This window comes from Shewanella sp. Choline-02u-19, assembly GCF_002836205.1.
Classification (GTDB): domain Bacteria; phylum Pseudomonadota; class Gammaproteobacteria; order Enterobacterales; family Shewanellaceae; genus Shewanella.
This window is the reverse complement of record NZ_PJBE01000013.1, coordinates 2,063,173-2,088,213: the sequence shown is the minus strand read 5'-3', so window position 1 is coordinate 2,088,213 and position 25,041 is coordinate 2,063,173. Positions and strand designations below refer to the sequence as shown.

At 41.6% G+C, this 25,041-nt stretch carries 23 protein-coding genes and 2 pseudogenes; 20 read left to right on the top strand and 5 right to left on the bottom strand.

Translation table 11 applies throughout. The annotated features are described in order from the left end of the window. Positions 1 to 7 precede the first annotated feature (7 nt). Genes CXF83_RS15875 through CXF83_RS15865 form a run of 3 tightly spaced genes read left to right on the top strand, consistent with a single transcriptional unit; the run spans position 8 to position 2,284 of the window. Positions 8 to 412, top strand: coding sequence for an ExbD/TolR family protein (locus CXF83_RS15875; protein WP_101093564.1), 405 nt, complete (start codon positions 8 to 10; stop codon positions 410 to 412). Position 413: 1 nt separating this feature from the next. After that, the gene (locus CXF83_RS15870; protein ID WP_101093563.1) at positions 414 to 1,034 is read left to right on the top strand and encodes an energy transducer TonB; all 621 of its coding nucleotides are present in this window, start codon (positions 414 to 416) and stop codon (positions 1,032 to 1,034) included. A 2-nt stretch (positions 1,035 to 1,036) separates the two neighbouring features. Then, entirely contained in the window at positions 1,037 to 2,284 is a 1,248-nt protein-coding gene (locus tag CXF83_RS15865) for a tetratricopeptide repeat protein (protein WP_101093562.1), read from the top strand. Positions 2,285 to 2,362: 78 nt separating this feature from the next. Here the strand turns inward: CXF83_RS15865 and CXF83_RS15860 are convergent, their stop codons facing one another. Next, complete coding sequence (locus CXF83_RS15860) at positions 2,363 to 2,875, bottom strand: diguanylate cyclase domain-containing protein (protein ID WP_101093561.1); 513 nt, start codon at positions 2,873 to 2,875, stop codon at positions 2,363 to 2,365. A 75-nt stretch (positions 2,876 to 2,950) separates the two neighbouring features. Here CXF83_RS15860 and CXF83_RS15855 point away from each other — a divergent pair, with 75 nt between their 5' ends. From CXF83_RS15855 to CXF83_RS15830, 6 genes are all read left to right on the top strand, one after another. After that, positions 2,951 to 4,774, top strand: coding sequence for a DUF885 domain-containing protein (locus tag CXF83_RS15855; protein ID WP_101093560.1), 1,824 nt, complete (start codon positions 2,951 to 2,953; stop codon positions 4,772 to 4,774). Between the two features lie 107 nt (positions 4,775 to 4,881). Beyond that, positions 4,882 to 5,160 carry a peptidylprolyl isomerase gene (locus CXF83_RS15850; RefSeq protein ID WP_101093559.1) on the top strand — a complete coding sequence of 93 codons (279 nt, stop codon included), beginning with the start codon at positions 4,882 to 4,884 and terminating at the stop codon, positions 5,158 to 5,160. 36 nt (positions 5,161 to 5,196) lie between these two features. Continuing rightward, positions 5,197 to 5,730 carry a GNAT family N-acetyltransferase gene (locus CXF83_RS15845; protein WP_101093558.1) on the top strand — a complete coding sequence of 178 codons (534 nt, stop codon included), beginning with the start codon at positions 5,197 to 5,199 and terminating at the stop codon, positions 5,728 to 5,730. A 79-nt stretch (positions 5,731 to 5,809) separates the two neighbouring features. Next, positions 5,810 to 6,055, top strand: a complete 246-nt coding sequence (locus CXF83_RS15840) for an RNA-binding S4 domain-containing protein (RefSeq protein WP_180961101.1) — start codon at positions 5,810 to 5,812, stop codon at positions 6,053 to 6,055. 9 nt (positions 6,056 to 6,064) lie between these two features. Next, positions 6,065 to 6,451: a ribonuclease E inhibitor RraB gene (locus tag CXF83_RS15835; RefSeq protein WP_101093557.1), complete on the top strand. Its 387-nt coding sequence runs from the start codon at positions 6,065 to 6,067 to the stop codon at positions 6,449 to 6,451. A gap of 127 nt (positions 6,452 to 6,578) precedes the next feature. Further along, on the top strand, positions 6,579 to 8,543 hold the full coding sequence (locus tag CXF83_RS15830) for an NERD domain-containing protein kinase family protein (protein ID WP_101093556.1): 1,965 nt from the start codon (positions 6,579 to 6,581) through the stop codon (positions 8,541 to 8,543). 30 nt (positions 8,544 to 8,573) lie between these two features. On the opposite strand, the gene gcvA is transcribed toward CXF83_RS15830, so the two are convergent. Continuing rightward, positions 8,574 to 9,464 (bottom strand): transcriptional regulator GcvA, encoded by an 891-nt coding sequence (gene gcvA, locus CXF83_RS15825; protein WP_101093555.1) that lies wholly within the window; start codon positions 9,462 to 9,464, stop codon positions 8,574 to 8,576. Between the two features lie 150 nt (positions 9,465 to 9,614). Here gcvA and CXF83_RS15820 point away from each other — a divergent pair, with 150 nt between their 5' ends. The 3 genes from CXF83_RS15820 (at position 9,615) to CXF83_RS15810 (ending at position 11,860) form a co-directional block, all read left to right on the top strand. Further along, the gene (locus CXF83_RS15820; protein ID WP_101093554.1) at positions 9,615 to 10,394 is read left to right on the top strand and encodes a TSUP family transporter; all 780 of its coding nucleotides are present in this window, start codon (positions 9,615 to 9,617) and stop codon (positions 10,392 to 10,394) included. 209 nt (positions 10,395 to 10,603) lie between these two features. Next, a complete protein-coding gene (locus tag CXF83_RS15815) occupies positions 10,604 to 10,810 on the top strand; it encodes a hypothetical protein (protein ID WP_101093623.1) in 207 nt (68 codons plus the stop codon). A gap of 501 nt (positions 10,811 to 11,311) precedes the next feature. After that, positions 11,312 to 11,860 carry a hypothetical protein gene (locus CXF83_RS15810; RefSeq protein WP_101093553.1) on the top strand — a complete coding sequence of 183 codons (549 nt, stop codon included), beginning with the start codon at positions 11,312 to 11,314 and terminating at the stop codon, positions 11,858 to 11,860. A 616-nt stretch (positions 11,861 to 12,476) separates the two neighbouring features. On the opposite strand, the gene CXF83_RS15805 is transcribed toward CXF83_RS15810, so the two are convergent. Then, the gene (locus tag CXF83_RS15805; RefSeq protein WP_101093552.1) at positions 12,477 to 12,722 is read right to left on the bottom strand and encodes a hypothetical protein; all 246 of its coding nucleotides are present in this window, start codon (positions 12,720 to 12,722) and stop codon (positions 12,477 to 12,479) included. Positions 12,723 to 13,247: 525 nt separating this feature from the next. Between CXF83_RS15805 and CXF83_RS15800 the strand changes: the two genes are divergently transcribed. Together CXF83_RS15800 and CXF83_RS15795 are read left to right on the top strand one after the other, a co-directional pair. After that, entirely contained in the window at positions 13,248 to 14,141 is an 894-nt protein-coding gene (locus CXF83_RS15800) for a hypothetical protein (RefSeq protein ID WP_232775129.1), read from the top strand. A 1,087-nt stretch (positions 14,142 to 15,228) separates the two neighbouring features. Beyond that, positions 15,229 to 15,438 (top strand): annotated as a pseudogene (locus CXF83_RS15795) (IS5/IS1182 family transposase); the annotation flags it as partial. 171 nt (positions 15,439 to 15,609) lie between these two features. On the opposite strand, the gene CXF83_RS15790 reads toward CXF83_RS15795, so the two are convergent. Next, positions 15,610 to 16,374, bottom strand: coding sequence for a Crp/Fnr family transcriptional regulator (locus CXF83_RS15790; RefSeq protein ID WP_232775128.1), 765 nt, complete (start codon positions 16,372 to 16,374; stop codon positions 15,610 to 15,612). Positions 16,375 to 16,810: 436 nt separating this feature from the next. On the opposite strand from CXF83_RS15790, the gene CXF83_RS15785 reads away from it, so the two are divergent. The 6 genes from CXF83_RS15785 (at position 16,811) to CXF83_RS15760 (ending at position 24,224) form a co-directional block, all read left to right on the top strand. Continuing rightward, the gene (locus CXF83_RS15785) at positions 16,811 to 17,761 is read left to right on the top strand and encodes a DmsE family decaheme c-type cytochrome (RefSeq protein WP_101089286.1); all 951 of its coding nucleotides are present in this window, start codon (positions 16,811 to 16,813) and stop codon (positions 17,759 to 17,761) included. 14 nt (positions 17,762 to 17,775) lie between these two features. Beyond that, entirely contained in the window at positions 17,776 to 19,770 is a 1,995-nt protein-coding gene (locus CXF83_RS15780; RefSeq protein ID WP_101089285.1) for an MtrB/PioB family decaheme-associated outer membrane protein, read from the top strand. A gap of 32 nt (positions 19,771 to 19,802) precedes the next feature. Beyond that, complete coding sequence (locus tag CXF83_RS15775) at positions 19,803 to 22,349, top strand: DMSO/selenate family reductase complex A subunit (RefSeq protein WP_101089284.1); 2,547 nt, start codon at positions 19,803 to 19,805, stop codon at positions 22,347 to 22,349. An 11-nt stretch (positions 22,350 to 22,360) separates the two neighbouring features. Beyond that, positions 22,361 to 23,038, top strand: coding sequence for a DMSO/selenate family reductase complex B subunit (locus CXF83_RS15770; protein ID WP_101089283.1), 678 nt, complete (start codon positions 22,361 to 22,363; stop codon positions 23,036 to 23,038). A 66-nt stretch (positions 23,039 to 23,104) separates the two neighbouring features. After that, positions 23,105 to 23,761 (top strand): TorD/DmsD family molecular chaperone, encoded by a 657-nt coding sequence (locus tag CXF83_RS15765; RefSeq protein WP_232775198.1) that lies wholly within the window; start codon positions 23,105 to 23,107, stop codon positions 23,759 to 23,761. A gap of 10 nt (positions 23,762 to 23,771) precedes the next feature. Beyond that, positions 23,772 to 24,224: a hypothetical protein gene (locus tag CXF83_RS15760; RefSeq protein ID WP_101089281.1), complete on the top strand. Its 453-nt coding sequence runs from the start codon at positions 23,772 to 23,774 to the stop codon at positions 24,222 to 24,224. A 35-nt stretch (positions 24,225 to 24,259) separates the two neighbouring features. Here the strand turns inward: CXF83_RS15760 and CXF83_RS22860 are convergent. Continuing rightward, positions 24,260 to 24,435, bottom strand: a pseudogene (locus CXF83_RS22860) (transposase); the annotation flags it as partial. Between the last annotated feature and the right edge of the window lie 606 nt (positions 24,436 to 25,041).

Here is a 25,041-nt window from a genome sequence, read left to right as displayed (position 1 = left end):
ATTGAACATGGCACGTAGAAAGCATTCAAGCGTAGACGAAGAAGCAGAGATTGATATGACACCGATGCTCGACATCGTGTTTATCATGCTGATCTTCTTTATTGTAACAACCTCGTTTGTAAAGCCATCAGGTCTTGACTATAACAAGCCTGAAGCGTCACAAGCGACTAAGAAGCCTTCTGCTAACATCTTTATTGGTGTGAGCAAGACAGGTGTCATCATGATGGAAAACCGTCAAGTTGATATCGAACGTGTAACTGCAAACGTTGAACGTATGCTTGCAGAAGCACCAGAGGCAGCGGTATTAATTCAAGCAGACCAAGACGCTAAACATGGTTTAGTGGTTAAGGTTCTGGATAACGTTAAAGCTGCGGGTATCGATAAGATATCTGTGTCGGCGGGGAAAGACTAGTATGCTGAGAGGAATAGTATCATTCATTATTGGTGGTGCTGTGACTTTTGCTTTGTTTGTCTTCATGGCCTTTTTGGTAGGTGGCGGTCCAACCCGCCACGATGCCTCGACAGAATCACCTGTCATTGAAATAACCATGAACAAAGACGATGCATCAGCGCAGAAAAAGCCAAGGGTTAAGCCTAAACCGCCTACGCCCCCAGAGCAGCCGCCAAAGCCGGACGTAACACCGCCCGATAACTCATCTGACATCGACACTAACATGTCATTTAATATGGGTGGAGTTGATGCCGGTGGTGCTAACACTGGATTTAAACTAGGTAATATGATGACGCGCGATGGTGATGCTACGCCAATCGTACGAATCGAACCTCAGTATCCAATAGCAGCAGCACGTGATGGCAAAGAGGGTTGGGTTCAACTTAGCTTTACCATTAACACATTAGGTGGTGTTGAAGACGTTAAAGTCATCAAGGCTCAACCTAAGCGTATCTTTGATAAAGCAGCTCGTAGAGCCCTGAAAAAGTGGAAATACAAGCCTAGAATTATCGATGGTAAAGCGCAGCGTGTTCCAGGACAAACGGTTCAATTGGATTTCACTTTTGATAAGGGAGGAAAGTAGGTATGAGTAAAGTAACTTCTATCGCTGCTGCCTTAATGCTTTGTCTTGGGGGAAGTCTGGTTGTAGTGCCTGCTGTTTCTGCAGCAGAAAAATGCCCGATTGAACAGCGTAAATCTAAGGCTGTAGGCCAAAGTGCGGCTAAAAAAGTACAGAAGTCATTCAAAGCATATACTGAAGGCGATATAGACGAAGCTATAGCGATATTGTTGGAAGTAAATGCTAAAAATAGTTTCGATAAAGCTTATGTTGCTCGTATGCTAGGTAACTTCTACGCCGAAAAAGGGCAAATGAAAACGGCGGTTAAGTATTTAAAAGCAGCCGTTGAGTCGAATATTCTCGGTGGTGTTGATCATGCTCAAACTCTAAGACTTTATGCTGATCTCTTAATTCAAGAGAAAAACTTTAAAGAATCTATTCCAGCTTATTACAGCTGGATGGAGTTTACTTGTAAGGAAGATGCAGGCGTATATCGTCGTATAGGTATTGCGTATTCTGAACAAAAGCAGTGGGACAAAGTTCTTGAAGTTGCAGATAAAGGTCTAGGAATCGTTGACAAGCCTGATAAAGGTTTGTATCAAATGAAGCTGACGGCTTACTTTAACCAAAAGAAATACAAAGAGGCCGTAAAAGTCCTCGAGACAATGGTGCCTTTGTTCCAAGACGATAAACGTCTATGGGTTCAGCTCGCTCAGTTCTATTTGATGACAGAGGAGTTTACAAAATCCTTGGCCACTTATGACTTAGCGTATATGAATGGATTCTTGGAGACTCCGGGTAACATTCAACGTTTAACGCAGTTGTTGGCACAAAATGGTTCGCCATACCGTGCTGCTCAAATCTATGCTAAGCATTTGAAGTCTGGTTTAGTGAAGGAAGATCAAAAAACCCTCGCTATCTTGGCAGGTTTCTATCATAACTCGAAAGAGTTTAAAGAAGCTGCTGCGACTTACGGCAAAGCGGCCGCGATAAACAATGACGGTAAGCTTTACCTTCGTCAAGGACGTGTCTTGTCTTTGGATGGTAAAAGTAAGCCTGCAATCGCAGCCCTTAAAAAAGCACTTGATGCTGGCGTAAAGAACCCAGGAGAAGCTCAGTTTGAGCTTGCTTTATCTTATCTCAACCTGAAGCAGTATAAGAGCGCATATAAGTATGCGAATCTTGCAGCTAAAGATAAGAAAACAGCAAGAGCGGCTAAGAGTTACCTGTCATATATCAAAGAAAAAGCGCGCGTTCATAACGTAACACTTTAATTTTTTGATATCGAAAAAGCCTCTTTTTAAGAGGCTTTTTTTATGGGTGCTAAATAAGCACATAGTGATAGTTTTAAATTAGCTTCGTAGATGAATCAGTGTTTCGTTAAAGGCACTGTTACTGCGCATTTTCATTGTTTGTTGTTCGACAGTCTCAAACAATGTTTCAAGGTAAACGTTCGCGCTCGGATAACAGATACAACCCGTTAGTTCATACGATATCTCAGAGTGGCTATTGGCTTGAAATGCTTGATTGAAATCGGCAATTTTATGTTCTAATCTATCGATTACAATTTTTGTACCCATCTCGTCAGTTTCAAAAATCCCCAACGCAAAAGACTGATTATCAAGTCTTGCTAGCAGATCACTGGTACGCATAAGTGCATCTTGGACTTGCTTCATGAATAATTCTAACAATTGAGGCTGGGAAATAGTTTCATGAATGTGCGGGCATAGATACAATAAGGCAAGACTTTGGTGGTCACGTATATGGCGATGCCATTCTCGATTGAATACTTCCATAAAATAGGTTTGGTTATACACACCTGTTTCAGGATCTCTAAAACCAGAATTACTAAAAGAGTAAATCATGAGCCACTCCTAATGAGACTTGTGGTTAAGTATAGAAAAGATCGCTCACTTACAGTGAATAAAAGGAAGATTAGAATGAAAAAGGCGATAGTCGCACTATCTATTAGCATGGTACTCGGTATGACGGGTTGCGGTGATAAAGCGAATACTCAATTAAATGAATCAGATGTAGATAAGAGCACGCAATTAAGCCAACAACAAACAGTGGAACAAGCTTATTTAGTATTGGTCGGTAATTATTTTAAAGAGTATTTAGCGCTTGAACCTATTTATGCAACGTTCGTAGGCGTTAATGATTATAACGATAAATTTGGTGATGGGTTGTCTGACGAATACCTGACACACCGTCATAATTTGAATAAGCGTTATCTGAGTGACGTAAAAAAAATCGACCGTAGTAAACTGTCTAATGACTTAAAGCTAAGTTATGACATGTTTACCTACGACCGCAATGTCGCTATGGCGGATGAGACTTTTCCTAACCATTTTATGCCAATGAATCAGTTTTACAGCACCGTCATTAGCATGGTGCAGCTTGGTAGTGGCGAAAGTGCTCAACCTTTTCAAACCGTAGAAGATTACCGTAATTGGGAGAAACGTTTAAAAGGGTTCATCGAGTGGATGAAGATGGCGCAAGTGCGTATGAATGAAGGGATTGAGAGTAAGGTGGTGTTACCGAGAGTGTTAGTCGATCGCATCATTCCTCAATTGACGGCTCAATTAGTTTCAACCCCTGAAGATAGTCTGTTTTACACGCCAATAAGCTTAATGCCTGAGTCTTTCTCTGTCGCAGACAAAACAGCACTCACCATTGAATATAAGCAACTCATTACAGACGAGCTTTTACCTGGTTTAACAGGACTACGTGATTATTTCCAAAACACTTATCTAAAATCCGCTCGTGCAACTGACGGTTGGTGGGGCTTACCCAATGGCAAAATGTGGTACCAACACCTTGCTAACACTCATACTACAACGACGATGCCGGTAGATGAGATCCATAAAATTGGTTTAGACGAAGTTGCCCGTATATTGTCGGAGATGGATAAAGTACGCAAAGAAGTGGGTTTTAAAGGCGACTTAAAGGCTTTCTTTGCCTCACTTTCTTCAGAACCACAGTATTTCTTTGATGACCGTCAGGGGCTTATTGATGGTTATATGCAGCTTAAAGACAAAATTAATGCTGTGTTGCCTAAGTACTTTAATATCATGCCAAAGGCAGATTATATCGTTAAGCCGGTCGAAAGTTTCAGAGAACAATCGGCAGCGGGTGCGTCGTACGAATCTCCAGCGGTTGACGGTTCACGGCCAGGGGTGTTTTACGTTAATACCTATAACCTTAAGGCGCAGCCAAAGTGGGGCATGACTACTTTATCACTGCATGAAGCCGCACCTGGTCATCACTTTCAGATTTCGATTAAGCAAGAGTTGACCGGAGTGCCTGAGTTCCAGCGCTTTGGTAACTACACTGCATTCGAAGAGGGTTGGGCATTATACGCTGAAAACTTAGGTATCGAGATGGGGCTATTTACTGATCCGTATCAGTACTTTGGAAAGTTATCAGACGAAATGTTACGTGCTATGCGTTTGGTGGTGGATACAGGGCTACACGCAAAAGGTTGGACTCGTGAGCAAGCAATACAATATATGAAAGATAACTCGCCCATGGCTGAGTCTGACATTATTGCTGAAGTCGAACGTTATATGGCGATACCGGGACAAGCCTTGTCTTATAAAATTGGTCAGTTAAAAATATTGTCATTGCGTGCACAAGCTGAAAAAGCGCTAGGTGATAAGTTTGACTTACGCGCTTTCCATGATCAAATATTGACGTCAGGCTCACTGCCTATGGAAGTGATGGAACTGAAAATTAATGACTGGATAGCGTCACAACAATAGAATATGTAACTGATAAACCCGCTGGAATGTCCGCTAATATTTGGGATATACTAGCGGGGTTTAATTTTGCCAAACAGGCAATTATTTTAATTTATAGGAGTTAATCCATGGTACAAGCAACAGCAAGACATCTACTAGTAGATACAGAGCAGCAGTGTGAAGAGCTAAAACAACAGATCCTTGGTGGTGCTGATTTTGGTGATGTCGCTAAAGCAAACTCGTCTTGCCCATCTTCTGCCCAAGGTGGTGATTTAGGTTCATTTGGACCCGGTATGATGGTTAAAGAGTTTGATGAAGTGGTATTTAACGCGCCTTTGAACGAAGTTCAAGGTCCTGTTAAAACACAGTTCGGTTACCACTTGTTAGAGGTGACGAGCAGAGGCTAATCCGCCTGCTGTTTAGTTGTCTATAAAGGATAAGGCATGCTCGAGCTGTATACCGACAGACTTAGGTTAAGAACCGTTATCGCCAGCGATTGGGATGATTTTTTATACACTAATTCATGTGAAATATTGAATCAATACGTTCGTATTCCTCAGTCTGAATCGGTAATACGTCAAAAGTTCGAGCGTGTACTCATCCCCAATAACTTTAAAGAAGACCAACAGTTATCTTTAGTTATTGAAGCCGTACACAGTAAACGTTTTGTTGGTTTTGTGAGCTTACATAATGTAAGCCAAATTCTTGGGCAGTTAGAAGTAGGCTATATGCTGCATGATAACGCGCAAGGAAAAGGTTATGCCACTGAAGCTTTGCAAGGGTTGATTGATTGGGCATGTATTTCATTTATGCCACATAAATTTATCGCCCATTGTGCTGATCTTAATATAGCGTCAACAAAAGTACTCGAAAAGTGCCATTTTCTACAAGAAGGTTTGTTACGTCATAACTGGAAAGTGGGTGATGAATGGCTAGATGAACGATTTTATGGCCTACTTGTGGCAGAAAGAGTTTAGTCACGCTATAAAGCGTGCGCTCGCTTGATGATTTGAGTGTTATAATGCCAGTAGTTTAGTAAATTTAAGGCGAATTAAAGTGAGTTCAGATACTCCAACGCTGACATTAAAGTCAGGCGAAGAATATATCGAGTTATACAAAGTATTAAAAGTCCAAGGAATGATAAGCGGTGGCGGAGAAGCTAAGCATATTATTTCGGAAGGCAAAGTGACGGTTAACGGTGAAGTTGAGACCCGTAAACGTAAAAAAGTCATTGCGGGTGAAGTTGTCAGCTTTAATGACGAATCAGTTCAGATTATTGCAGCGTCCGAAGAAAGCGAGTAGAGGATTAATATGCAGTTTCCAGATGATGATAACGGCAAAATGCTACAAGCAATGGCCGATGCAGGTATCGATCTATCGGTTGCACTTGATGTCGACTTCTTTTTGGTTTTTGAAGATCAACGTGATGCTGAGACAGCAACTGAAGAGTTAGGCAAGTCAGATCTAGAAGGCGAAATTGAGCTTCTCTTAAATGATGAATCAGGTAAGTGGGAACTTATCGTATGCCTCAATATGGTTCCTGACTACAACACCATTGTAGAGCAAGAACTTAGCTTGCATGAGTTTGCTCAAGAGTTTGGCGGCGTAACTGACGGGTGGGGCGTAATGCAGAACCAAGAAGGTGACGACGACTTTGCTGATGAAGACCATGAATGCAGTGATGATTGTAAACACTAATGAGTGTTAAACATCAGCTCTGAAAATGAGTTTTGAAATAAGCCACTTTATTAGTGGCTTTTTTGTGTCCAGACGTTGAGAATGTTAAAAGGAAAAATAAAAATAATTGCCACAGAGGGAGAAAAGAATGGCAAGAATGATAAGTTTTGGAACGCCGGTAAATGATGCTGAACGTTGGGCATTTTCATTGCTCGCTGATGAACTTCCAGAAGATTATATTTTACTCACCAATGTTGAGATCCCCACTAAATCTGGTCAGGCAATGGAAGTTGATGCACTCGTTATTGGCGAGTGGGGCGTTTACGTTGTTGACGTTAAAGGCTATATCGGCCGATTAGACGCTGGTCTGCACGCTTGGTCTCTTGATGGACGTGAAGTCGACAATAGCCTAGCTAAGGCTAACTACGTTGCTCGTGTCTTAGCGGGTAACGTCAAGCATAAGATCCCTGTTGGTGTTTATGCCCCTTGGTGCCAAGGCATGGTGTTTATTACTGGCCGTAAAGGGGAAGAGATTGAACTTGAAAAGCAGCAAGGCTCTTTGAGTATCTATACTCCAAAACAGATTGTCGCAGCGCTAACCACAGAGTGGGGACTGACTGCACCTAGAAAGCATCAAGTGACGAATACCCAAAAAGAGCTGGTGCTTGAAACCATTGGCCAAGTCGCCATCGTTGAGCAACGTAATAACAAAATCCAAGATTTCACCAAACTCAAATGTCTATTTATTCAAAGTGGATTAGAAGTCTGGCAGGCGGAGTATAATCCGGGTGAGTGGACCGCTCCTTGGCTGTTAAAAGTATTAATCCCGACTCAGTTTGACGATAGCAGCCAATCTGAAACCCATGAAGCCCAACTTAGAACTGAATTTCAACGCCTACAAGCGTTGTCTGGCTGCAGTGGTGTGCCCTATTGTGCGCCATTAATACAAGACGGCGAGCAACTCGTTTTGCCTATTCGTATGCCGCGTGGTGTGCCGCTTAATGTGCTTGAGTCGGAGCTGATGACCACTTATCAGCTGCTAGAAATACTGCGTCGCAGTGTGTCAGGCTTACAACAGATCCATCGTCGCGGCTTTACCGTCAGTGGCTGGACGAGCAACTGTATTTTTGTATCAGACATGGGTGATGTCGAATTCATCGATATCAAAAACACACTGAGTGTTAACAACGATATCAAAGCCTATGCACAAGGGTTCTTAGCGATCGCTGAGCAGACTAAGCAACCTCGAGTCTATCAATGGTATCGCGCCGCTGTTGCGGGTGAAACCAATGACTTAGATGCATTGCGCTGCGATCTCTCTGCATTGATCGACCAAGGTGTGTGCGATACGGTGCCTGAAAAAATTGAGATCACTAAAGGCGCCGTTATTGATCATCATTTTGAGTTGGAGCAATTTATTGCAGCCACTAAGACAAGTCAATTCTGGCGGGCAAAACACCTGCAGGGACAATATCAGTGCGGTATATCAATCTATAGCAGTGTCGAAGCCAATTGGTCTATGCTCAGTAACACTTATCGGAGTTTAGCTAAACTTTTTCACCCCCATATAGAAAAAGTCCTCGCCTTCGGCCAACTGCCGCAAAGTGAAGAGCTGTTTATTGCTCGAGCGTGGGAGTATGGCGTCTCCATAGATGAGTTACCGGCAATTGAGTTGGGTCTGCCTATTAAATGGTTTACCCAGCTGCTTACGGGCTTGCAGTATATGCATCAAATGGATATCTACCATGGGGCTATTTGTCCTAAAAATATCATCTGTAACCCCAATAAAGCGATTCTGGTGAACTTTGGTATTGGCCTAGATATCGCCGCGAGTCATTACGCAAGTCAATATGCGGATCCCACGCTGTGGGATGTTGAAGGGCAAGCTGAGAAAGATCTTTATGGACTGGTGGCCAGCTTTGTTGATGCATTGGCTCCCGATAATGTAAAAGGTGATTTGGGGCAAGCAGGTATTATCCAAGCCCTAGAAGCCTTCGATAGACAATGGTTTGGAGAGGCTCTTTTTGATGCCTGTCTTAAAGTGTTGCGCTTTGAGATCGCTGTCGAGCCTGGTCTCAGTTACTTAGAACTGTTCGACATCGCAGAGTTATAGTGATAACACATTGGTAAAATAGCCAATTTGTTACGTCTCTCTATAGGGGCTAAAGAGTTCGAGTAACCAATCAATAAAGGCTTGTACTTTTAATGATAGGTTGCTCGATTTAGGCGTTAAGAGGTAGTAGCTGTATGGGCTCGTGAATTTCGCCACAAAAGGGATCACTAGCGTGCCACTTTTAAGCTCATCTTCAATAAAAAAACGTGGAATAAGGGCGACGCCCATACCACTTACAGCCGCTTGGCTGAGCATGTAAAAGTGTTCTACACCAAACTTGTTTTTTGTTGTTAGCTTAATCCCCACATCTTCAGCCCAAAGCTGCCAAAGATCAGGCCGGGTGGTATGTTTAAGCAGTGTCATCTGGTTGATTGACTCCAGAGATGTTAACTGTTGGCTTAATTCTGGTGAGCACACAAGGCAAAGATCTTCATCCATTAACTTCATCACATTGACCCCTTTCGGAATAGAAGTGGCGCTCCGTACTGCAATGTCATATTTAGCGCTACTGAAATCAACATCAAAGTCACCAATTGAGAGATCAACATAAAGATGTGGAAATCGAGATTTAAAATCCTCCATGCGTGGGATAAGCCAACTAATGGTTAAGCTAGGTAGCACGTTAATGGCCAAGGTTTGAGTGCGTAACGGATGATCAATTAGGTCGGCAGTAGCGTTATTAATCGTCTGTAATGCTGATTGAACATTAACAAAGTACCTCTCACCCTCATCGGTGAGTTTTAGGCTACGGTGCTGCCGAATAAACAATGGGGTACCCACATACTCCTCTAATATTCTAACCTGCTTACTGATAGCACCATGAGTCACAAATAGTTCTTTACTAGCAATTGTAAAGCTGAGTAATCGAGCTGCAGCTTCAAAGGCGCGTAGCGAGTTAAGTGGTGGAAGATGAGAGTACATTCGTTATGCCTTGTTTTACTTTGTATGAGTTCTTGCATGAGTTCTCGTGTGAGTTTAACTCACACTAACAATACGATAACTCCTTTGTGTTTTAACTGCAAACCTCGTTTAATAGCGGCACTTTACTCATTAACTTAACCTGAAGCCTAAATGACAATTGAACTCACCATAGAGCTTATTGCTCTGCTATTTTTTGTGGCAGTCGTTGCCGGCTTTATCGATGCAATAGCAGGTGGCGGCGGTTTGTTAACCATTCCTGCGCTTATGTGGGCAGGTTTACCACCAACAGTCGCATTAGCCACCAATAAATTACAAGCCTGTGGTGGTAGTTTCTTTGCCAGTATGTACTTTGTCCGTAAAGGTCTTATTAATTTGGCAGATATGAAGCTGAGTATCCTCTGTGCCTTTATTGGGGCAGCAATAGGTACCATTGCCGTGCAGATGATAGACACCGCTTTTCTTGAGGTTATGTTGCCGTTTCTGATTCTAAGTATTGGTGGTTATTTTCTATTTTCGAAAAAAATTACTGAAGAGGAAAAACACCAAGTACTGACACCGGCAGTATTTGCCTTTACGGCCGCATTAGGTGTGGGTTTTTATGATGGATTTTTTGGTCCCGGTACCGGCAGTTTCTTTGCCTTAGCGTTTGTCTCCTTGGCGGGCTACGGCCTTGCGAAAGCGACAGCACATGCTAAAATTCTTAACTTTTCTACTAACATTGCCTCGTTGATCTTTTTTGCCATCGGCGGCAAAGTGTTTTGGATGCTTGGTGGTGTCATGCTGGTAGGGCAGGCAATCGGCGCGACACTCGGCTCGCGCTTGGTGCTAACTAAAGGCACTAAAATTATCAAGCCATTAGTAGTGACGATGTCGATAGCCATGAGCCTCAAACTGTTGTCTGAACAATATGATCTTTTTTTCTGGATTTAGGCACCTTTGAATTGAAGTGAGTCTTGCAATGAAGGCGAGTGACATTGTCTGTTGAATTTAAGCTTTACAGTGACATGTATATCAACAAAGCTCTACCGTTGGACATTTTACGTCTTTGATAGTGGTTGACTTTAAATGGCCCGCTAACACTAAATTCGCTTATTGGCAGCACGTTATATGGCAATCAACATCAAACAGGTGGTACCCCAATGGATAGTGCATCAATAATGGTTTGGAGTGTGTTGTTTGGCAGTATTGGCATGGGCTACTTTATGTATGGCCGCAGGCAAAAAGCGATAGTGCCATTATGTATAGGTTTATCGCTTTTTGTATTCCCATACTTTATGTCTAGTGTGACTATGTTGCTTATTGTTGGTGTGATTTTAGTGGCAATTCCATATTTTATTAGAATATAAACTTTTAGCGAAGGTTACTTATTTTTAATGCATTTCATTCTTGGAGGTCAGAAGCCATCGTTGAGCTTACATGGACCCTTTCTTTTATAAAGAGCTACGGCGAGTCTCAGTTGCGTCTGTACATACGCTTGCCATAGGCCATTGGAATGTATCGGCCTGAAGTTAACTCACTTATGCCCCAATGCGTGTTGGCGGTAGAGATTTAGCTATCTTATGTTAAGCAGATATAGCCTTATATTTTCTCATCTATTACGCTCTAAATGTTAATTAGCTACGACCCCTTTGTGCTGTGGGTGGCCTGATTAAACTGTAAGTAGAACATTGATAAACGACAGTACAGGCGTTATGTTATTGATTGATAATGGCTGGCTATGATTATATTGTACTGAGATGTGATGATTTTGAACGGTATCTTTATTCTAAAGTTTCTCGTTTAAGATGGCATTGAGCTGTTATTATTTTTTATTGTTTATATTTATAAGTGTTTTAATTGGGGGAAGCATGAGTATCAATAAGTTAGTTGTTGCGTTATTCATATTTTCTAGCACTCTTGTTTATGCGGCTAGAGAACCCACAAGAGAGTCGGTTATTTTAATAGTTGTATTAAATGCTGCTGATCAGGCTGTTGATGGTGTTATACATGGGATTAATTCAAATTGTAATGATAATCAATCTAGTAAGAAGCTATGTGATGCATTAAGTGGGTTCAAGTTATCTGATATTGAAAAGAATAAGCTGATAATTGAACTTGCAATGGTCAATGATAAATATTTTGATGTTGCAACACTTGAAAAAGTTGGTACATTTCTATCAACAAATACTGGTAAAAGAATGCTGGGTTACTTCCGTAATAATCAGCTTGTTAAACTTGGTAATACACCAGTAAAAGAAATCATATTTACAGATAGAGAGCGAAAGGAAATTGCTGAGTTTATGAATTCCTCTGCTTATAAAAAGTATAATTCAAGGCATGATGGTTTTGAATCGGAAAAGCAAGAAGTTATTCTAAACATCGTTGGTGAGAGTCTTCGAAATTATACCAATTTATAAATAGGAGAGCTCGTAAGCAATTAGCCTAAATCGAAAAGATAAACAATTAGGTGTGAACGCGGGTAGTGACCTTCGACAGCAAGGATGCTGTCGGTTTTCGGGGGCCGGTCTTGTATCTTGCAAGATAAAGGCGGTACAAATTGCGTCCATTGGATAAACCAAGATACTTTTTTTAATCAATATCAGCTAATGCTCTAGCTCACTTTTGTCCAAAAATGATTTGAATTAACTCTTCTTTTAGCTCGATAAGCCAGCCAAAGAGCGTATCTACAATTAATATTTTGCGTGTTTGATTAAGTAGAGAATACCGACAACTAGCACGAAGGTAGGGATTAAAAAGTACATATGCTCTCCTTAAAATGATGGTCAACTAGATTATTCGAAACAGTACATAGTAACTGGCGCACCATAAGTTTACTTTTCTCGGATCTTGCTTGCAAAGGGCTTGGTATGTTGAAGTGCCAATAATCAGTTTGCATGTTCCTAAACTATAGACGATGAGATATCGAATATCATCAGTTTCAACATAGATATAGAATACCCAGAGCAATAGCATTGCACCGAATACTAACGGGATACTCGTTGTCTGGTCCGTGGTTAGTTTTTTTCGAGACATTTAGAAATCGTCAAACCCTGAGCTAAATGAGTCGAAGCCACTGTCAAACGAATTATCGAATGACGTGTCAACGCCACAGTCTATTGAGCTGTTGAAACTGTTTTCAATCGCGGTGCAACTTGAATCGACAGGCGACTCGGTTACACCATAAGGATTACCGTGCAGATCCACATCTGCTCCAGGAACCATAACCATAGGGGTGCCATCGACGTTAGCTTGAGGGTCGTAATTAAGATTTTCACTCATATTCGTCTCCATTCTATGTTGTTTAAATGTTCACCACTCCCTATACACATTAATGAAAAATTGCTAAATTACAAACTTGTATGACTGAACTGTTAGCAACAAAAAGTTTGGCCCAACTTCCCCATGTTTTCTACATTTTTAGATTGAAAAACCCTCATTTCTAACTATTACACCCAAACGAATGTGTGCTCTTACAGCAAAATTCGGCACGATTATTTGCAATTAACAGCATGTGAAACATGCGCGTTTGATGTCTTGAAAAGCTAGAGCGTAGCTCGTAAGACAGTGTCGATGACGAGTCATCAGAACTGGCGTGCGTTTCAAGGCATATGAATGTGTCACGAAGTGATTCAATCATTAGGCAACACCTGGCTTGGTAGCGATGGTTATCGCTATTTTCATTCCGAGAGGGGGAAATAAGCTTCTCGGAACGAAAAACTGCACTTATTTGTCTGAGTCACCATAGTTTGTATTATAAAGCTCTATCTCTAGATATCGATTATGAACTGAATGACAGGTATCAAGATGTATAACCAAAATATCCCGCAACAACTGATAAATCAAACACTCGATACTTCAGGTAAAGAGAGCTCTCAGTATCAACCCTACCTATCAATACCCATGCGTTATCAGCAAGGCGCTAACAACAATCAAATAGGCAAAGCAAGGCGAGTGATGACCATGAAACTTGTCGCCCGTTTTGGCCTGACATCTCCGACCATAGTCGCTTGGCTTTACGGTATCCCTCAGCGTCTCGCATTGGAGCATTTGAACAAGCTTGTTAGTGAAAAATTATTGAATCTGGTTATCACACATCGCTCAATCGATGGCCGGGTTTATATACTCGATTACGCGGGAGCCAAATATGCAGAAGAGCTGTTATCGGTAGCGGTATATTTCCGCGCCGGAGAGCCAAGCTTACGCGTCAATCAAAACACCATAATGCATGACCTGATGATGCAGTACGTTCAGCTTAAAGAGCTACATAACACAGTAAAAGATAATACCGATAAACCCTATTGGTACTCGTTTGTCACCGAGCCTGAGTTTAAGCGGCTGTTTAAATCAAATGATGTACGTAATGTCGATAGAATAGCATTAGAGCCTGATGGCACTATCACAGCAATTGAAATAGAGCACTCATTTAAAACCAAAGCAGCACGACAAACCATTCTGCAAAAGTGGCTATATGGCCTTAAGCACGGTTATTACGACAAAGTGATGCTGTTCTCCCAATCACTGCAAATCTTTAATGACATAAAGAGACTGCATAGCCAGCTATTGGATGAAATGCCAAGTAGGTTTGATAAAAAGACAAAATTGGTGATGTTAAGTATCGAGTATGTCGAGGTACTGAGAGGGAAGGTTGTGTATAGAACGGTACTTTGCAAAGAGCTGAGCGATGTCTTTTATTGTTAGGTTTTAAACCGCTTAAACGAAAAAAAGATACATAAAGTATCTTTTCCCGGCAGAACTACATTTTTGTAGGCTACAGAATGCGAAAGCAAATTGAGCGCTTTGGTGCAATTGCAGGACTTCTATCGGTAGGAGTTGCAATAGATGTCTCTCACTAAGTAAGTTTCGCTAACAGAAAGCCTCCAGGTCCCTCTGTAATATTAGATAGAGCTGGTTATTGCTAATTGTCCAAATTTAAACTCCTTCACTGAATTTTCAATCATTTGAAAGACCAATAAAGACTTAGGTAAAAATTGTCCAAAAGTCTGGTTCATCACTTCTTTTAAAAGGAGTGACAGCATTTCAATAATATAATTAGCTGTGTTGAATTTGATGTGGTTCTAATTGGTTTGTAGTGAACTCATTGTGACTAATGTGCATACTCAAAAAGTCATTAATAAAAGTAATTGCTAGTTAGCCCTCAGTTTGAGAGCAATCCCCTTTATCCAAGCTAATATTCATGAGGTTAAGTAAAAAGTACAGTTATACCTCGTCCTTATACAAAGTTGTATTTCTATGTGACTCCTCTTTTTTTAAGTATTTTCTTAGGTTATCTAGTGTTGCGAACAAACTCATTATTCCCTGATTTAGTGATTATCCTGTGATTATAGTTACTTCTTTTTTCTAAATGTAGGTATCGGAAGTAAGTAGGATTGAGTAAGGGGAAATTGAGCCTTTACAAAACTCATATTTTTATTTTCTATTTTTATTAGTTATTTGGCGAACAACTAATATTCTGGTCTAATATTTTGGAAGCCATAATATGAATTATTTTGAACATTAGCTCCAACAAACTTCTGCCCATTGCTTGTTAGATTTGAAACTCGAAATATTTTCACAAGTTCACTTTTTATTTAGTTTATCTAATGCATCTAGTATGAAATTTGGCATATATTGGCTTTGTCGCTATCCACTGTAAGAATATTTGTAATGCCAGTCATCAATAAACCAAAGAGGCCGTCTCCTTATATTAAGGTTGATTTCCAAGTATTCGTGCAGGATTTTAAAATGAATTATTGGGTATAATTCGTATGAAAAAAAGAACAATTAAAAGAGCTTGCAGCTTCAAGCGGTACGACTACCGGGTGATTATCATCAAAGGTCACTATCTGAAACAGCGATATATCGATATAAGCAGTTGGTTAGTCCGAAACTTAGCCTTTGGGATTACCTAGCCGAGCTAGGTGAAGCTTGAGCGGGTATAAAAGCAATCAACAAAGACATGGAACTAGGGATGCCAATTAGGAAACAAGCTGCCTAATCGATAAAACACCTGGGGTAGTAGCGTCTAGAACTGGGATTTGATGAACAGCGCGGTGGTGTATTCAACAGGCACAAGCGTATGGAATACTGAGTTTTTTTTGTGATGATGGGAGTGTCAGATGATCAATCTGTCGATCATTAGTTATCGAATTGATGTGGCGTCTAAATATTAAGTATTATTAATGTCAATCATGTTTTGTGATTTAAATTTTTTCATGTTGTTAGATTTGCAACCAGTGGCATCCTCTCGACCTAAAGGGCACGGCGATAACTCATTGAATATCGCAGGGTTAATTAAGAGAACATTATCTTCCTTTTTTATTAGATTTTTCTTTCGTAATGCACCTAGCATCAAGTCTAGTTTTATTACACTTATATGTAGTACATCGGATATTTCTTCTCTAGTTAATTTAAAGTTAAATGGAAGCCAATCACTTGAAAAGTCAGTATGGGTTGACGTTAAAATATCAAACAGGAATTTGATTAATTTTTCTTCAGGTGACGAGGTCAATAAAAAAAGTGTAAGAGCGGCTTGCCTTTCCATGAAGAAATTAGAGTCAAACATAAACTTAGTGAAAAGTTTAATGTTTGTTTCTATTAGTCCTGTAATCAATATTTTAGGGACGGCTATAATTTTACTATCTCTGGCTGCCTTGATTGTTTTACAGCAAGTGCAATTATCTTCAAGCAGTAAATGATAATCAGTCAATCTATTGGGGATGATAATGTTGACAAACTTTGGTCTTGTATAATCATTAGTACGCTTAATGTAAAACAAAATTCCATCATCTAAGTATATGAAATTATGTAGCAATATGCTCTTTGGGATTGAACTTCCCTTTTTTATTATTTTGGTTTCACCATTTAATAAAAAGTAACGGTGTATATCACTGTTAACCTCTTGAGGAATGAAAATAGTGGCCTTACTTTTCATTTCTGCACTTAAAGATATGGCCTGTACCATTTTAAAACCTCGTCAATCTATAAATAACCGATAAAAGGTTATTTACATAATGTTGTAAATACAATAGATAACTTTTTAAGCCTATATAATTGTGGTGTCAGTCCCACTTTATTAATAAGTGGGACTGATGTTAGATTTTGCTACACTTTATTGTTTTGTGAGGTAGGTCACTGGGTTTTTGTTATTTTATATATGGGTATGTAGGTTTTTGTTGGTGTTTTTAGTTAAATTGGCACCCTAGGTTTTTAATTGTTTAAAACGTTTTAAATATTATGGGTGCTAAGGTAATAAAAGGCGTTTTAGGTACTTTAAATTTCTAATGTATATTGATTTTAATGCTGTTGAGACTACTGACTTAATAAGGTTCCTACAGTATTTTATTTAAACATGCGTCAAAGGTGTATTTATGAAATGGTATCGAAACACAATTAAATTACTCTGCATTATCTGTACTTTATCCATATTACCGCAAGTGAATGCCACTGCGTGGGATGATTTATCTGCAGATGAACTTGAAGCAACCTTAATGGATAAGTTTGCCGCGGGCCAATATTCCGCAAAAGGCGCTGACTCTTGCCTTATGTGCCATCGTAAAAACGCTAAAGTGATGGCGATATTTGATGGTGCACATGGTCAAGGCACTACCGCTAACTCACCGATGTCAGGCTTACAGTGTGAAGCATGCCATGGCCCGCAAGGTAAGCATAATAAAGGCGGCAAAGAGCCAATGATTAGCTTTGGACCTCAGAGTCAGTTAGCCGCAACAACGAAAAACAGTGTCTGCCAAGGTTGTCATAACGATGCGCAGCAGATGAGCTGGCACAGCAGTACACATAACCTTGAAGAAATAGCCTGTAGTGATTGCCATAACGTGCATGCCGCTAAAGACCCTGTGCTAGCTAAGTTAACAGTCAATGATACTTGTGTCAGCTGTCACGCCGAGCAAAAAAATGACATGAGTAAACGCTCATCTCATCCGCTCAAATGGGACGAGATGACTTGTATCGATTGTCACGCGCCTCACGGATCTATGGGTGAAAACGCCCTGACTAAAGCCACAGTAAACGACACTTGTTACAGCTGTCATGCCGAAAAACGGGGTCCTTTCTTATGGGAGCATGCCCCTGTAACTGAAGATTGTGTTACCTGTCATAACCCCCATGGAAGTGTCAATGAAGGCATGGTCAAGCAGCGTGCGCCACAGTTGTGTCAGCAGTGCCACGTCAATGATGGACACGCCAGTCGCGTGGTTGTTGAACCAGGAATGGACGCCTTTGGCGGCGGTAAGAGTTGTTTGAACTGCCATAGCCAAATTCATGGTTCTAACCACCCATCAGGCAGCTTGCTGCAACGTTAAGGGAGAGCAAGATTATGTCATTCAAAATCAATCTTATTACGTTGTCGATATTGGCGGTGTCAGGGACTAGTTTCGCCGCTGGCTTTGGCGTCGGGCAAGCTAACACTAGCAAGGTAAATACCAGTCAATATGAGTGTAAGCGCTGTGGCGATAGTAGTGCTTACCGCAGTGAGGTGAGTGTCGCGGCGGGCTATAACGATATCGATGATATCCATGCCGGTAATGCATTAGGTACCGCTGAAGAGGGCTTTGTGGGTGCAGTGAGTGGTGATGTTAACTACCAAGCTAAATCAGGTTACCGCGCTAATGTTCAAGCACATCAGCTCGGAATGGATAATGGTTTTGCCAGTATTACGCTAGGGCAGGCAGGTTTGTATGAGGTGGCCGTTGATTACGCGGCACTGAAAACCTACCAAGCCGGAGATGTCCAAAGTCAGCTATGGCACAACAAGGGTTTGCTCACGCCAAGTACTAGTATCAATCAATTTGACTTGGCCTTAGAGCGTGAAAAGTTAGGTTTAGGGCTGGAGTATGGGCAGGACTTTTACCGCGGCTTTATACGTTATAACCAAGAAGATAAAACCGGTCATCAATCCAGCAGTATCGTGACGCCTCAGCCAGTGAATTTTGGTTTACCTGTCGATGCGACCACTAAGCAGTGGGATGCCGGTATTGCGTTTCATGGTGATAACTGGCTCACCGAGTTGAGTTACTTCGGGAGTGCTTACGAGAACAGCATCAGTGATTTGAGCTTACCGTACAGCGACGACATTTACGCTGCCAGCCCAGACAACCAAGCACATCAAGTGTCGTTATCAGGTCAGTACCGCTTAAACCGCACCGTCATTAGTGGTCGCTTGGTGTCAGGACGAATGATCCAAGATGAAGACTTAATCCAAATGAGCGGCAACCCGCTGCAAAGTTGGGATGGTCAAGTCGACACTTTAGATGGCCGATTGGCCGTAACCTCCATGGTCAGTAATCGCTTACGTCTCGGCGGCAGTGTTGATTACAGCGATCGTGATAATAAAAGCTCAACGGCTGAATTTGCACAGTACAACTACAACAGTGTGACAGGTGCGTTTAGGCAAAATACGCCGCGAGATTATGAGCGTAGTACCTACAAGGTCAATGCCAGTTATCGCATTGCCAGTGGTTATCGCTTACAAGCGGGCTATGACCGTAAAGAAGTCGAGCGTAGCTTTAGCGATCGCGAAGAAACCAAGGATGACAGCTTATGGATGAAGTTTAACGTCCGCGCATTGGAGGGTTTTAACATCAACCTTAATGCCGAGTACGCCAATCGTGGTGGCTCAACGTATGAAACCGATGCACTTACGTCGTCAGAAGAAAATAGTTTAATGCGCAAATACTACTTGGCCGACCGTACACGTAATTCGGTAGAGCTCAAAGTTGCGCATATGCCGCTTGATTGGGTGAGTGTTGATTTCAGCGCTCGATATGCCAAAGACGATTATGACGAAACACAAATCGGCTTAACCGAGTCAGACGACTACGGCTATGACGTGAACTTGAATATGCAATTGAGTTCGCAGATTGATGCCTATGGATTTGTTGGGCAGCAATGGATTAACTCGTCGCAAGCGGGCAGTCAGTCTTACAGCACCGCGGATTGGTATACCGATATTGAAGATGAGTTTATCAATATTGGTGCTGGTTTGAGTTATGGCGGTTTGATGCAAGACCAGCTGACGTTGGGGCTAGATTACCTATTTAGTAACTCGATAAGTGACACCTATGTAACCGCTGATGGTAGCCAGCCTTATGGTGACTACTACAGCTATAACCACAGTGCCAGTGTATACGCGGATTACGCGCTTAATGAGCAAATGGCATTAAAACTGAGTTATCGCTATGAACGCTACTATGACACCGATGCAGCAGTGGTGGATGTAGACAGCATTTCAGGGCTGGTGACGCTCGGTGATATCAACCATGACTATAACGCACACCAAGTGATGTTGTCGTTTAGCTACAAATTACGCTAAGTCGTGATCAGCATAACTACGAGGATAGATGTATGGAACGTAGAAATTTTTTGAAGATGAGCGCGGCACTGAGTTGTGCGGCAACAGTAACAGGTTGTAAGACAAGTTCAGACGATGTCGATGTTGTGCCACCGGAGCCGCCAGTGACAGCTGATGAACAACTTAATTGGTCTGCGTGTTTAGTTAACTGTGGTTCTAACTGCCCAATCAAAGTTTACAGTAAAGATGGAGTGATCACGCGTATAGAAACTGACCATGAAACTACAGATGAGTACGGTGTAAACCATCAAGTTCGTGCTTGTCCACGTGGTCGTTCACTTCGTCAACGCACTTACGCAACTGACAGACTACGTTCGCCAATGAAGCGTGTTGGTAAGCGTGGCGAAGGTCAATTTGTGCCTATTAGTTGGGAGCAGGCTTACTCTGAAATTGCTGAAAAGCTAAAAACTATCAAAGACTCTTACGGACCCGAATCAATTTATATGCACTATGGTACGGGGGCTTACTATGGCTTCTCATCAAATACCGCCACTTGGGGACGTTTACTGAATTTAAACGGCGGTTTTCTGGACCATCACTGGGATTACTCATGGGCCGGTGCTTATGCCGCTTGTATGGCAACATATGGTAATCAATGGGACAGTATTGCTGGTAGTTCATTAAGTGAAATCGAAAACTCAGATTTATTTATTGGATTCGGTTTTAATCCCGCTGAAACGCGTATGAGTGGTAGTGGTGAAGGCTATGACTTTGTTAAAGCGCTAGAGCTGAATCAGAAAGATATTAAAGTCTGGATGATTGAGCCTCGCTACACAGATTCAATGCGTGGCACTGAAGATGAATGGTTAGCGATTCGACCAGGAACTGATGCAGCTTTGATTGAGGCGGTTATTTATCAGATGATAAATAGTGGCTGGGTTGAGAGTAACGCTAAAACATTTTTAGACAAATACGCGGTGGGTTATGACCGAGCATCACTTGTGGCGGCAAAAGAATCTGTCGCACTCGATGCAGACCCTTATATTGCGTCACATGCAGAGCATATAGATCCTGACCAAAACTATTATGAATATATTCTAGGTGAAGGCGTCTATGTTGGAGAGGGTGCTCGTACCCCAGCTTGGGCTGCAGGTATATGTGGTGTACCAGAGGAGCAAATCATTGCGTTAGCGACTGCCATTATGGTCGCAAAGGCGCCGTATATTTCTGCTGGAGCAGGTATAAGCCGTCATGCCAATGGTGATCAAGCGACCCGTGCGGTATACACCTTAGCGATTATGACCGGTAAAATTGGTCAAGCGGGTGTTAACAGTGGCGCAATGCCTTCAAGCTATAGTTTTGGTATTGCAGGCATGCCAGCTGGAACAAACCCTGTGGATGTGACAATACCGGTTTATACATGGTCTGATGCCGTTGTGCGTGGTGAAGATTATACCGGTCATACCGACGGTGTTCGTTTTAAAGCAAGTGGTGCAGAAGAAAGAGTAGATAACAACCCTGCTAAATTAGGCACTAACATCAAGGCCATCATTAATTGTGCGGGTAATGCCCTTATTAACCAACACTCAGACAGTAATGGTACCGCTCAAATCTTAGAAGATGACAGCCAATGTGAACTCATTATCGTGAGCGATTGCTGGATGACGGCGTCAGCCAAGTTTGCCGATTACTTATTACCAGACAGTACATGGTTAGAATCAGTTGATTACGCAAATGATTCATATGCATCCGGCCAAATGGCATACGCGACCTTTATGAGCACATCGCTTGAGCCACTAGGCGAAGCGCAGTCAATGTATGAGATTTGTAGCGGTATTGCGAAGGCGATGGGTGTAGAGCAAGAATACACTGGTGGTCTGACTGGCCAGCAATGGTGTGAAGAGCTTTATCAAACAACAAAATCAATGAATGCTGATGTTGATATGCCAGATACATATAAAGAAGCACAAGACATTGGTTTATTCCGTAAGTACATGGCTTCATCGGTAATTGCATACCAATCATTTATTCAAGATCCAGTTTCAAATCCACGCCCAACAATTTCGGGTAAGTTTGAAATTTTCTCAATATCACTTGCGCGAAAAGCCGCTACGTGGACATTACCTGCAGGTGATGTGATCACGCCATTACCTCAATATGTTATCACGTGGGATGGTTACGAAGATCAAGGTGCAATTGATGACGGCTTCCCGTTACAACTTTGTGGTTATCACACTAAAGGACGCACGCACTCGAGTTATCACAATGTGGCTTGGCTTCGAGAAGCGGTAGAAGATGCGGTATGGATGAACCCACAGGATGCGGTATCTCGTGGCTTATCTGATGGTGATATGGTTCATGTATACAATGACAGAGGCACAATCGAATTGCCTGTCAAACTGACTCCAAGAGTGACCCCTGGTATTTGCTCCTTAGGTCAAGGGGCTTGGTACAAACCGGATGCGAATGGAAAGGTTGGTCCATCTGGCCACGTGCTAGATGTAGGGGGATGTATCAATACATTGACAAAATATCACCCATCTCCAATAACAAAGGGTAATCCACAACATACCAATCGCGTACAGGTTGCTAAAGCTTAAGGGGAATAAAAATGACACAGGAAACTCAATTAGGATTCTATTTCGATAGCAGCAAATGTACCGGTTGTAAGACTTGCCATATTGCTTGTAAAGATCGAATGGTGGGGGAAACTCGAAACCAAGATGACGTCAGTAATAGCGGTGTATCGGCGTTGCCTGGGATGTTATGGCGCCGAGTGTACGAATATGGCGGTGGATCATGGAGCCAGAATGGTGATAGTAGCTATAAACAGAATGTTTTTGCTTACTATACATCTTTAGGGTGTAACCATTGCTCAGAACCTGTCTGTGTAAAAGCATGCCCGACTGGAGCCATGTATAAACGCAGTGAAGATGGGCTGGTATTGGTCAATGAATCATTATGTATAGGTTGTGAAAGTTGTTCACGAGCTTGCCCTTATGATGCCCCTCAAATAGATAGAGAGCGGGAAGTGATGACTAAGTGTGATGGCTGTTTAGACCGCTTAGTTGAAGGTAAAAAGCCGGTGTGTGTTGAGGGCTGCCCATTGCGTGCGCTTGACTTTGACACCATGGCAAACCTTCGTGCTAAGTATGGTGATGGCGATGCTCACTTTGCTCCATTACCGTCTGCATCAATTACAACTCCAAACTTAATTGTTAAAGGGTCTAGAAAAGCTCAGCCGTCAGGTTCTGCTAACGGTAAAGTGTTAAACGTTCGCGAAGTTTAGAAAGTCTAGTGAGGGTGCAATCATTGCACCCTTTTTCTCTCAGCCATAAAGTCCAATGTGAATGATATGAACGAAGACAAACTTATAGAAATGCAAGCCATCGCAAATGTAATGCATACTGTTTTAAGCATGTACCCTGAAAGAGATTTAATTGATACTTTTAAGAGTCAAAATATTGTTGATAGTTGGCCTCGATTATCAAACTCAGCTGATGAGTTACAAGGTTTACAATACCTAAAGCAATATCTAGAAAATTGGCAAAATACTGAAGATGAACTGATACAGTTAAAGCTCGATTACGGTCAATTATTTTTTGGCCCCGGTACTCCTCAGGCCGCACCTTGGGGCTCTGCTTATACCAGTACTTCGCTGTTGCTGAATGACCGTACTACTGTCGAATTGAAAGCATTTTATATCGCCAATGGTATTAACGTTGACCTAAATACTAATGAACCTGTTGATCATATTGGTCTTATAGTCGCTGTTTTGGCATTTTTATTGGAACAGATGATAAGCAATGCTCGTGATTCATCAGTTAAAGGCGTTATGAAAAACTTACTACAGGAACATCTATTACCCTGGGGTGATAGATGTTTAGAGTTAGCTGCAATTCATGCTAGAACAGATTTTTTTAAAGGTTTTTCGATATTATTTCGGGAGTATTTTTTACATCTGGCTCAAATATTTGAAATCACCCCTAAATCCATCGCTATCTACCGTTAGGTAACGTGCAATGACGTTTATTCGCTCTATTGTGCAACAATGGAATAAATCAAAACTGGGTTACAGTCTTTTACTTGCGTTGCAAACATCCGGTCCAATATTGCAGTTGTTTGTTGGCGCAACCAAACAAAGTACTGTCACTAATTTAATCGCGGCATTAGTTTATAGTGATGGGGAGCCCATATGGCTATCTGAACATAAACACGATTCAGATACTCCGTTGAGTGATAAGTTGGTTTTAAACTGTTTGTTTTCAAGTAGTCATATATTATTTGTTAAAGTTGCTCAAGGTCATGAATTGAACCAAGCTGAAAGGTTGATTCTGACAATTGCTAAAGTGTGGGTTGCTCACAAAGGAGGGGCACTTGTAAACGAAAATATCGGCGAGCTTATTAATACAATAAATACTCAAGTCGAAACGATGAAAGTTGAGCGAAGAATTAAACTGAAAAATATGCAATAGCTCTAAAGCGATATTAATTGCTAATTATTCTGTCCAAATACGCCTTTGATAACTAGTACTGTTTCAATGGTAACATCAGAGTAAATATACCTTCGCCACGACAGGCATGATGTTCGGTGCAATACAAAAACTTGATAGTTTGCTCATCAATCCAGAAGATCATGGAGCCACGATTAACGAGTGCCTTGTTGTACTGAGACCAATTGGTAAGGCAATAGACTTCTTGTTTCGCTTTCCCACCGGCAGGTTGATTTTAGCAGCGATAATATTTGTAAGTACAGGCATGGCTGGTATGAGGCTTTTTACGTCACTAACATTTGGTGTGATTATCGGTATAGTCGGTGCATATCTCTTACTCTGGGAGAAGGACTACTAAAGGTGTATGAGAGGCTGCCAAGTTAGTCAGGCTAAAGTCAGTTTTTGGCACCAAGACAACATAACAAAGCGTTACAGGCAGATCGCAATCGTTTGGTTGGCTATTGCTCGTACCTCGCAGATACTAACCAATCAAACTACTTCCGCTGAGTTGGGCGTTACCGCATATCCGATTGCCATATTTTCCCTAATGACACTCATCACTTCAAGAACTTTAACTCTAACAAGCTTTTGTCCAAAAGTGAGTTTACAGAGGTATGTCCTAAAACAAGTGATTAACAGCAAAATTCGAATCTAATCTTCCAACACGTGGACGTAAACACGGCAGTGAGCTTCTGTGACAAGGCTACGTCAATTCACCGTGGATTAGTTCAAACCGAATTAAGTCGCAGCCTTGTCAGACTCGTGGACAAGGTATTTCCATTTTTTGAAAAAACCACCT

Excerpts from the sequence above, each read along its gene's own strand:
- CXF83_RS15875 (WP_101093564.1), top strand. The coding sequence starts at position 8 with ATGGCACGTAGAAAGCATTCAAGCGTAGACGAAGAAGCAGAGATTGAT.
- CXF83_RS15870 (WP_101093563.1), top strand. The coding sequence starts at position 414 with ATGCTGAGAGGAATAGTATCATTCATTATTGGTGGTGCTGTGACTTTT.
- CXF83_RS15865 (WP_101093562.1), top strand. The coding sequence starts at position 1,037 with ATGAGTAAAGTAACTTCTATCGCTGCTGCCTTAATGCTTTGTCTTGGG.
- CXF83_RS15860 (WP_101093561.1), bottom strand. The coding sequence starts at position 2,875 with ATGATTTACTCTTTTAGTAATTCTGGTTTTAGAGATCCTGAAACAGGT.
- CXF83_RS15855 (WP_101093560.1), top strand. The coding sequence starts at position 2,951 with ATGAAAAAGGCGATAGTCGCACTATCTATTAGCATGGTACTCGGTATG.
- CXF83_RS15850 (WP_101093559.1), top strand. The coding sequence starts at position 4,882 with ATGGTACAAGCAACAGCAAGACATCTACTAGTAGATACAGAGCAGCAG.
- CXF83_RS15845 (WP_101093558.1), top strand. The coding sequence starts at position 5,197 with ATGCTCGAGCTGTATACCGACAGACTTAGGTTAAGAACCGTTATCGCC.
- CXF83_RS15835 (WP_101093557.1), top strand. The coding sequence starts at position 6,065 with ATGCAGTTTCCAGATGATGATAACGGCAAAATGCTACAAGCAATGGCC.
- CXF83_RS15830 (WP_101093556.1), top strand. The coding sequence starts at position 6,579 with ATGGCAAGAATGATAAGTTTTGGAACGCCGGTAAATGATGCTGAACGT.
- gcvA (WP_101093555.1), bottom strand. The coding sequence starts at position 9,464 with ATGTACTCTCATCTTCCACCACTTAACTCGCTACGCGCCTTTGAAGCT.
- CXF83_RS15820 (WP_101093554.1), top strand. The coding sequence starts at position 9,615 with ATGACAATTGAACTCACCATAGAGCTTATTGCTCTGCTATTTTTTGTG.
- CXF83_RS15815 (WP_101093623.1), top strand. The coding sequence starts at position 10,604 with ATGGATAGTGCATCAATAATGGTTTGGAGTGTGTTGTTTGGCAGTATT.
- CXF83_RS15810 (WP_101093553.1), top strand. The coding sequence starts at position 11,312 with ATGAGTATCAATAAGTTAGTTGTTGCGTTATTCATATTTTCTAGCACT.
- CXF83_RS15805 (WP_101093552.1), bottom strand. The coding sequence starts at position 12,722 with ATGAGTGAAAATCTTAATTACGACCCTCAAGCTAACGTCGATGGCACC.
- CXF83_RS15800 (WP_232775129.1), top strand. The coding sequence starts at position 13,248 with ATGTATAACCAAAATATCCCGCAACAACTGATAAATCAAACACTCGAT.
- CXF83_RS15790 (WP_232775128.1), bottom strand. The coding sequence starts at position 16,374 with ATGAAAAGTAAGGCCACTATTTTCATTCCTCAAGAGGTTAACAGTGAT.
- CXF83_RS15785 (WP_101089286.1), top strand. The coding sequence starts at position 16,811 with ATGAAATGGTATCGAAACACAATTAAATTACTCTGCATTATCTGTACT.
- CXF83_RS15780 (WP_101089285.1), top strand. The coding sequence starts at position 17,776 with ATGTCATTCAAAATCAATCTTATTACGTTGTCGATATTGGCGGTGTCA.
- CXF83_RS15775 (WP_101089284.1), top strand. The coding sequence starts at position 19,803 with ATGGAACGTAGAAATTTTTTGAAGATGAGCGCGGCACTGAGTTGTGCG.
- CXF83_RS15770 (WP_101089283.1), top strand. The coding sequence starts at position 22,361 with ATGACACAGGAAACTCAATTAGGATTCTATTTCGATAGCAGCAAATGT.
- CXF83_RS15765 (WP_232775198.1), top strand. The coding sequence starts at position 23,105 with ATGAACGAAGACAAACTTATAGAAATGCAAGCCATCGCAAATGTAATG.
- CXF83_RS15760 (WP_101089281.1), top strand. The coding sequence starts at position 23,772 with ATGACGTTTATTCGCTCTATTGTGCAACAATGGAATAAATCAAAACTG.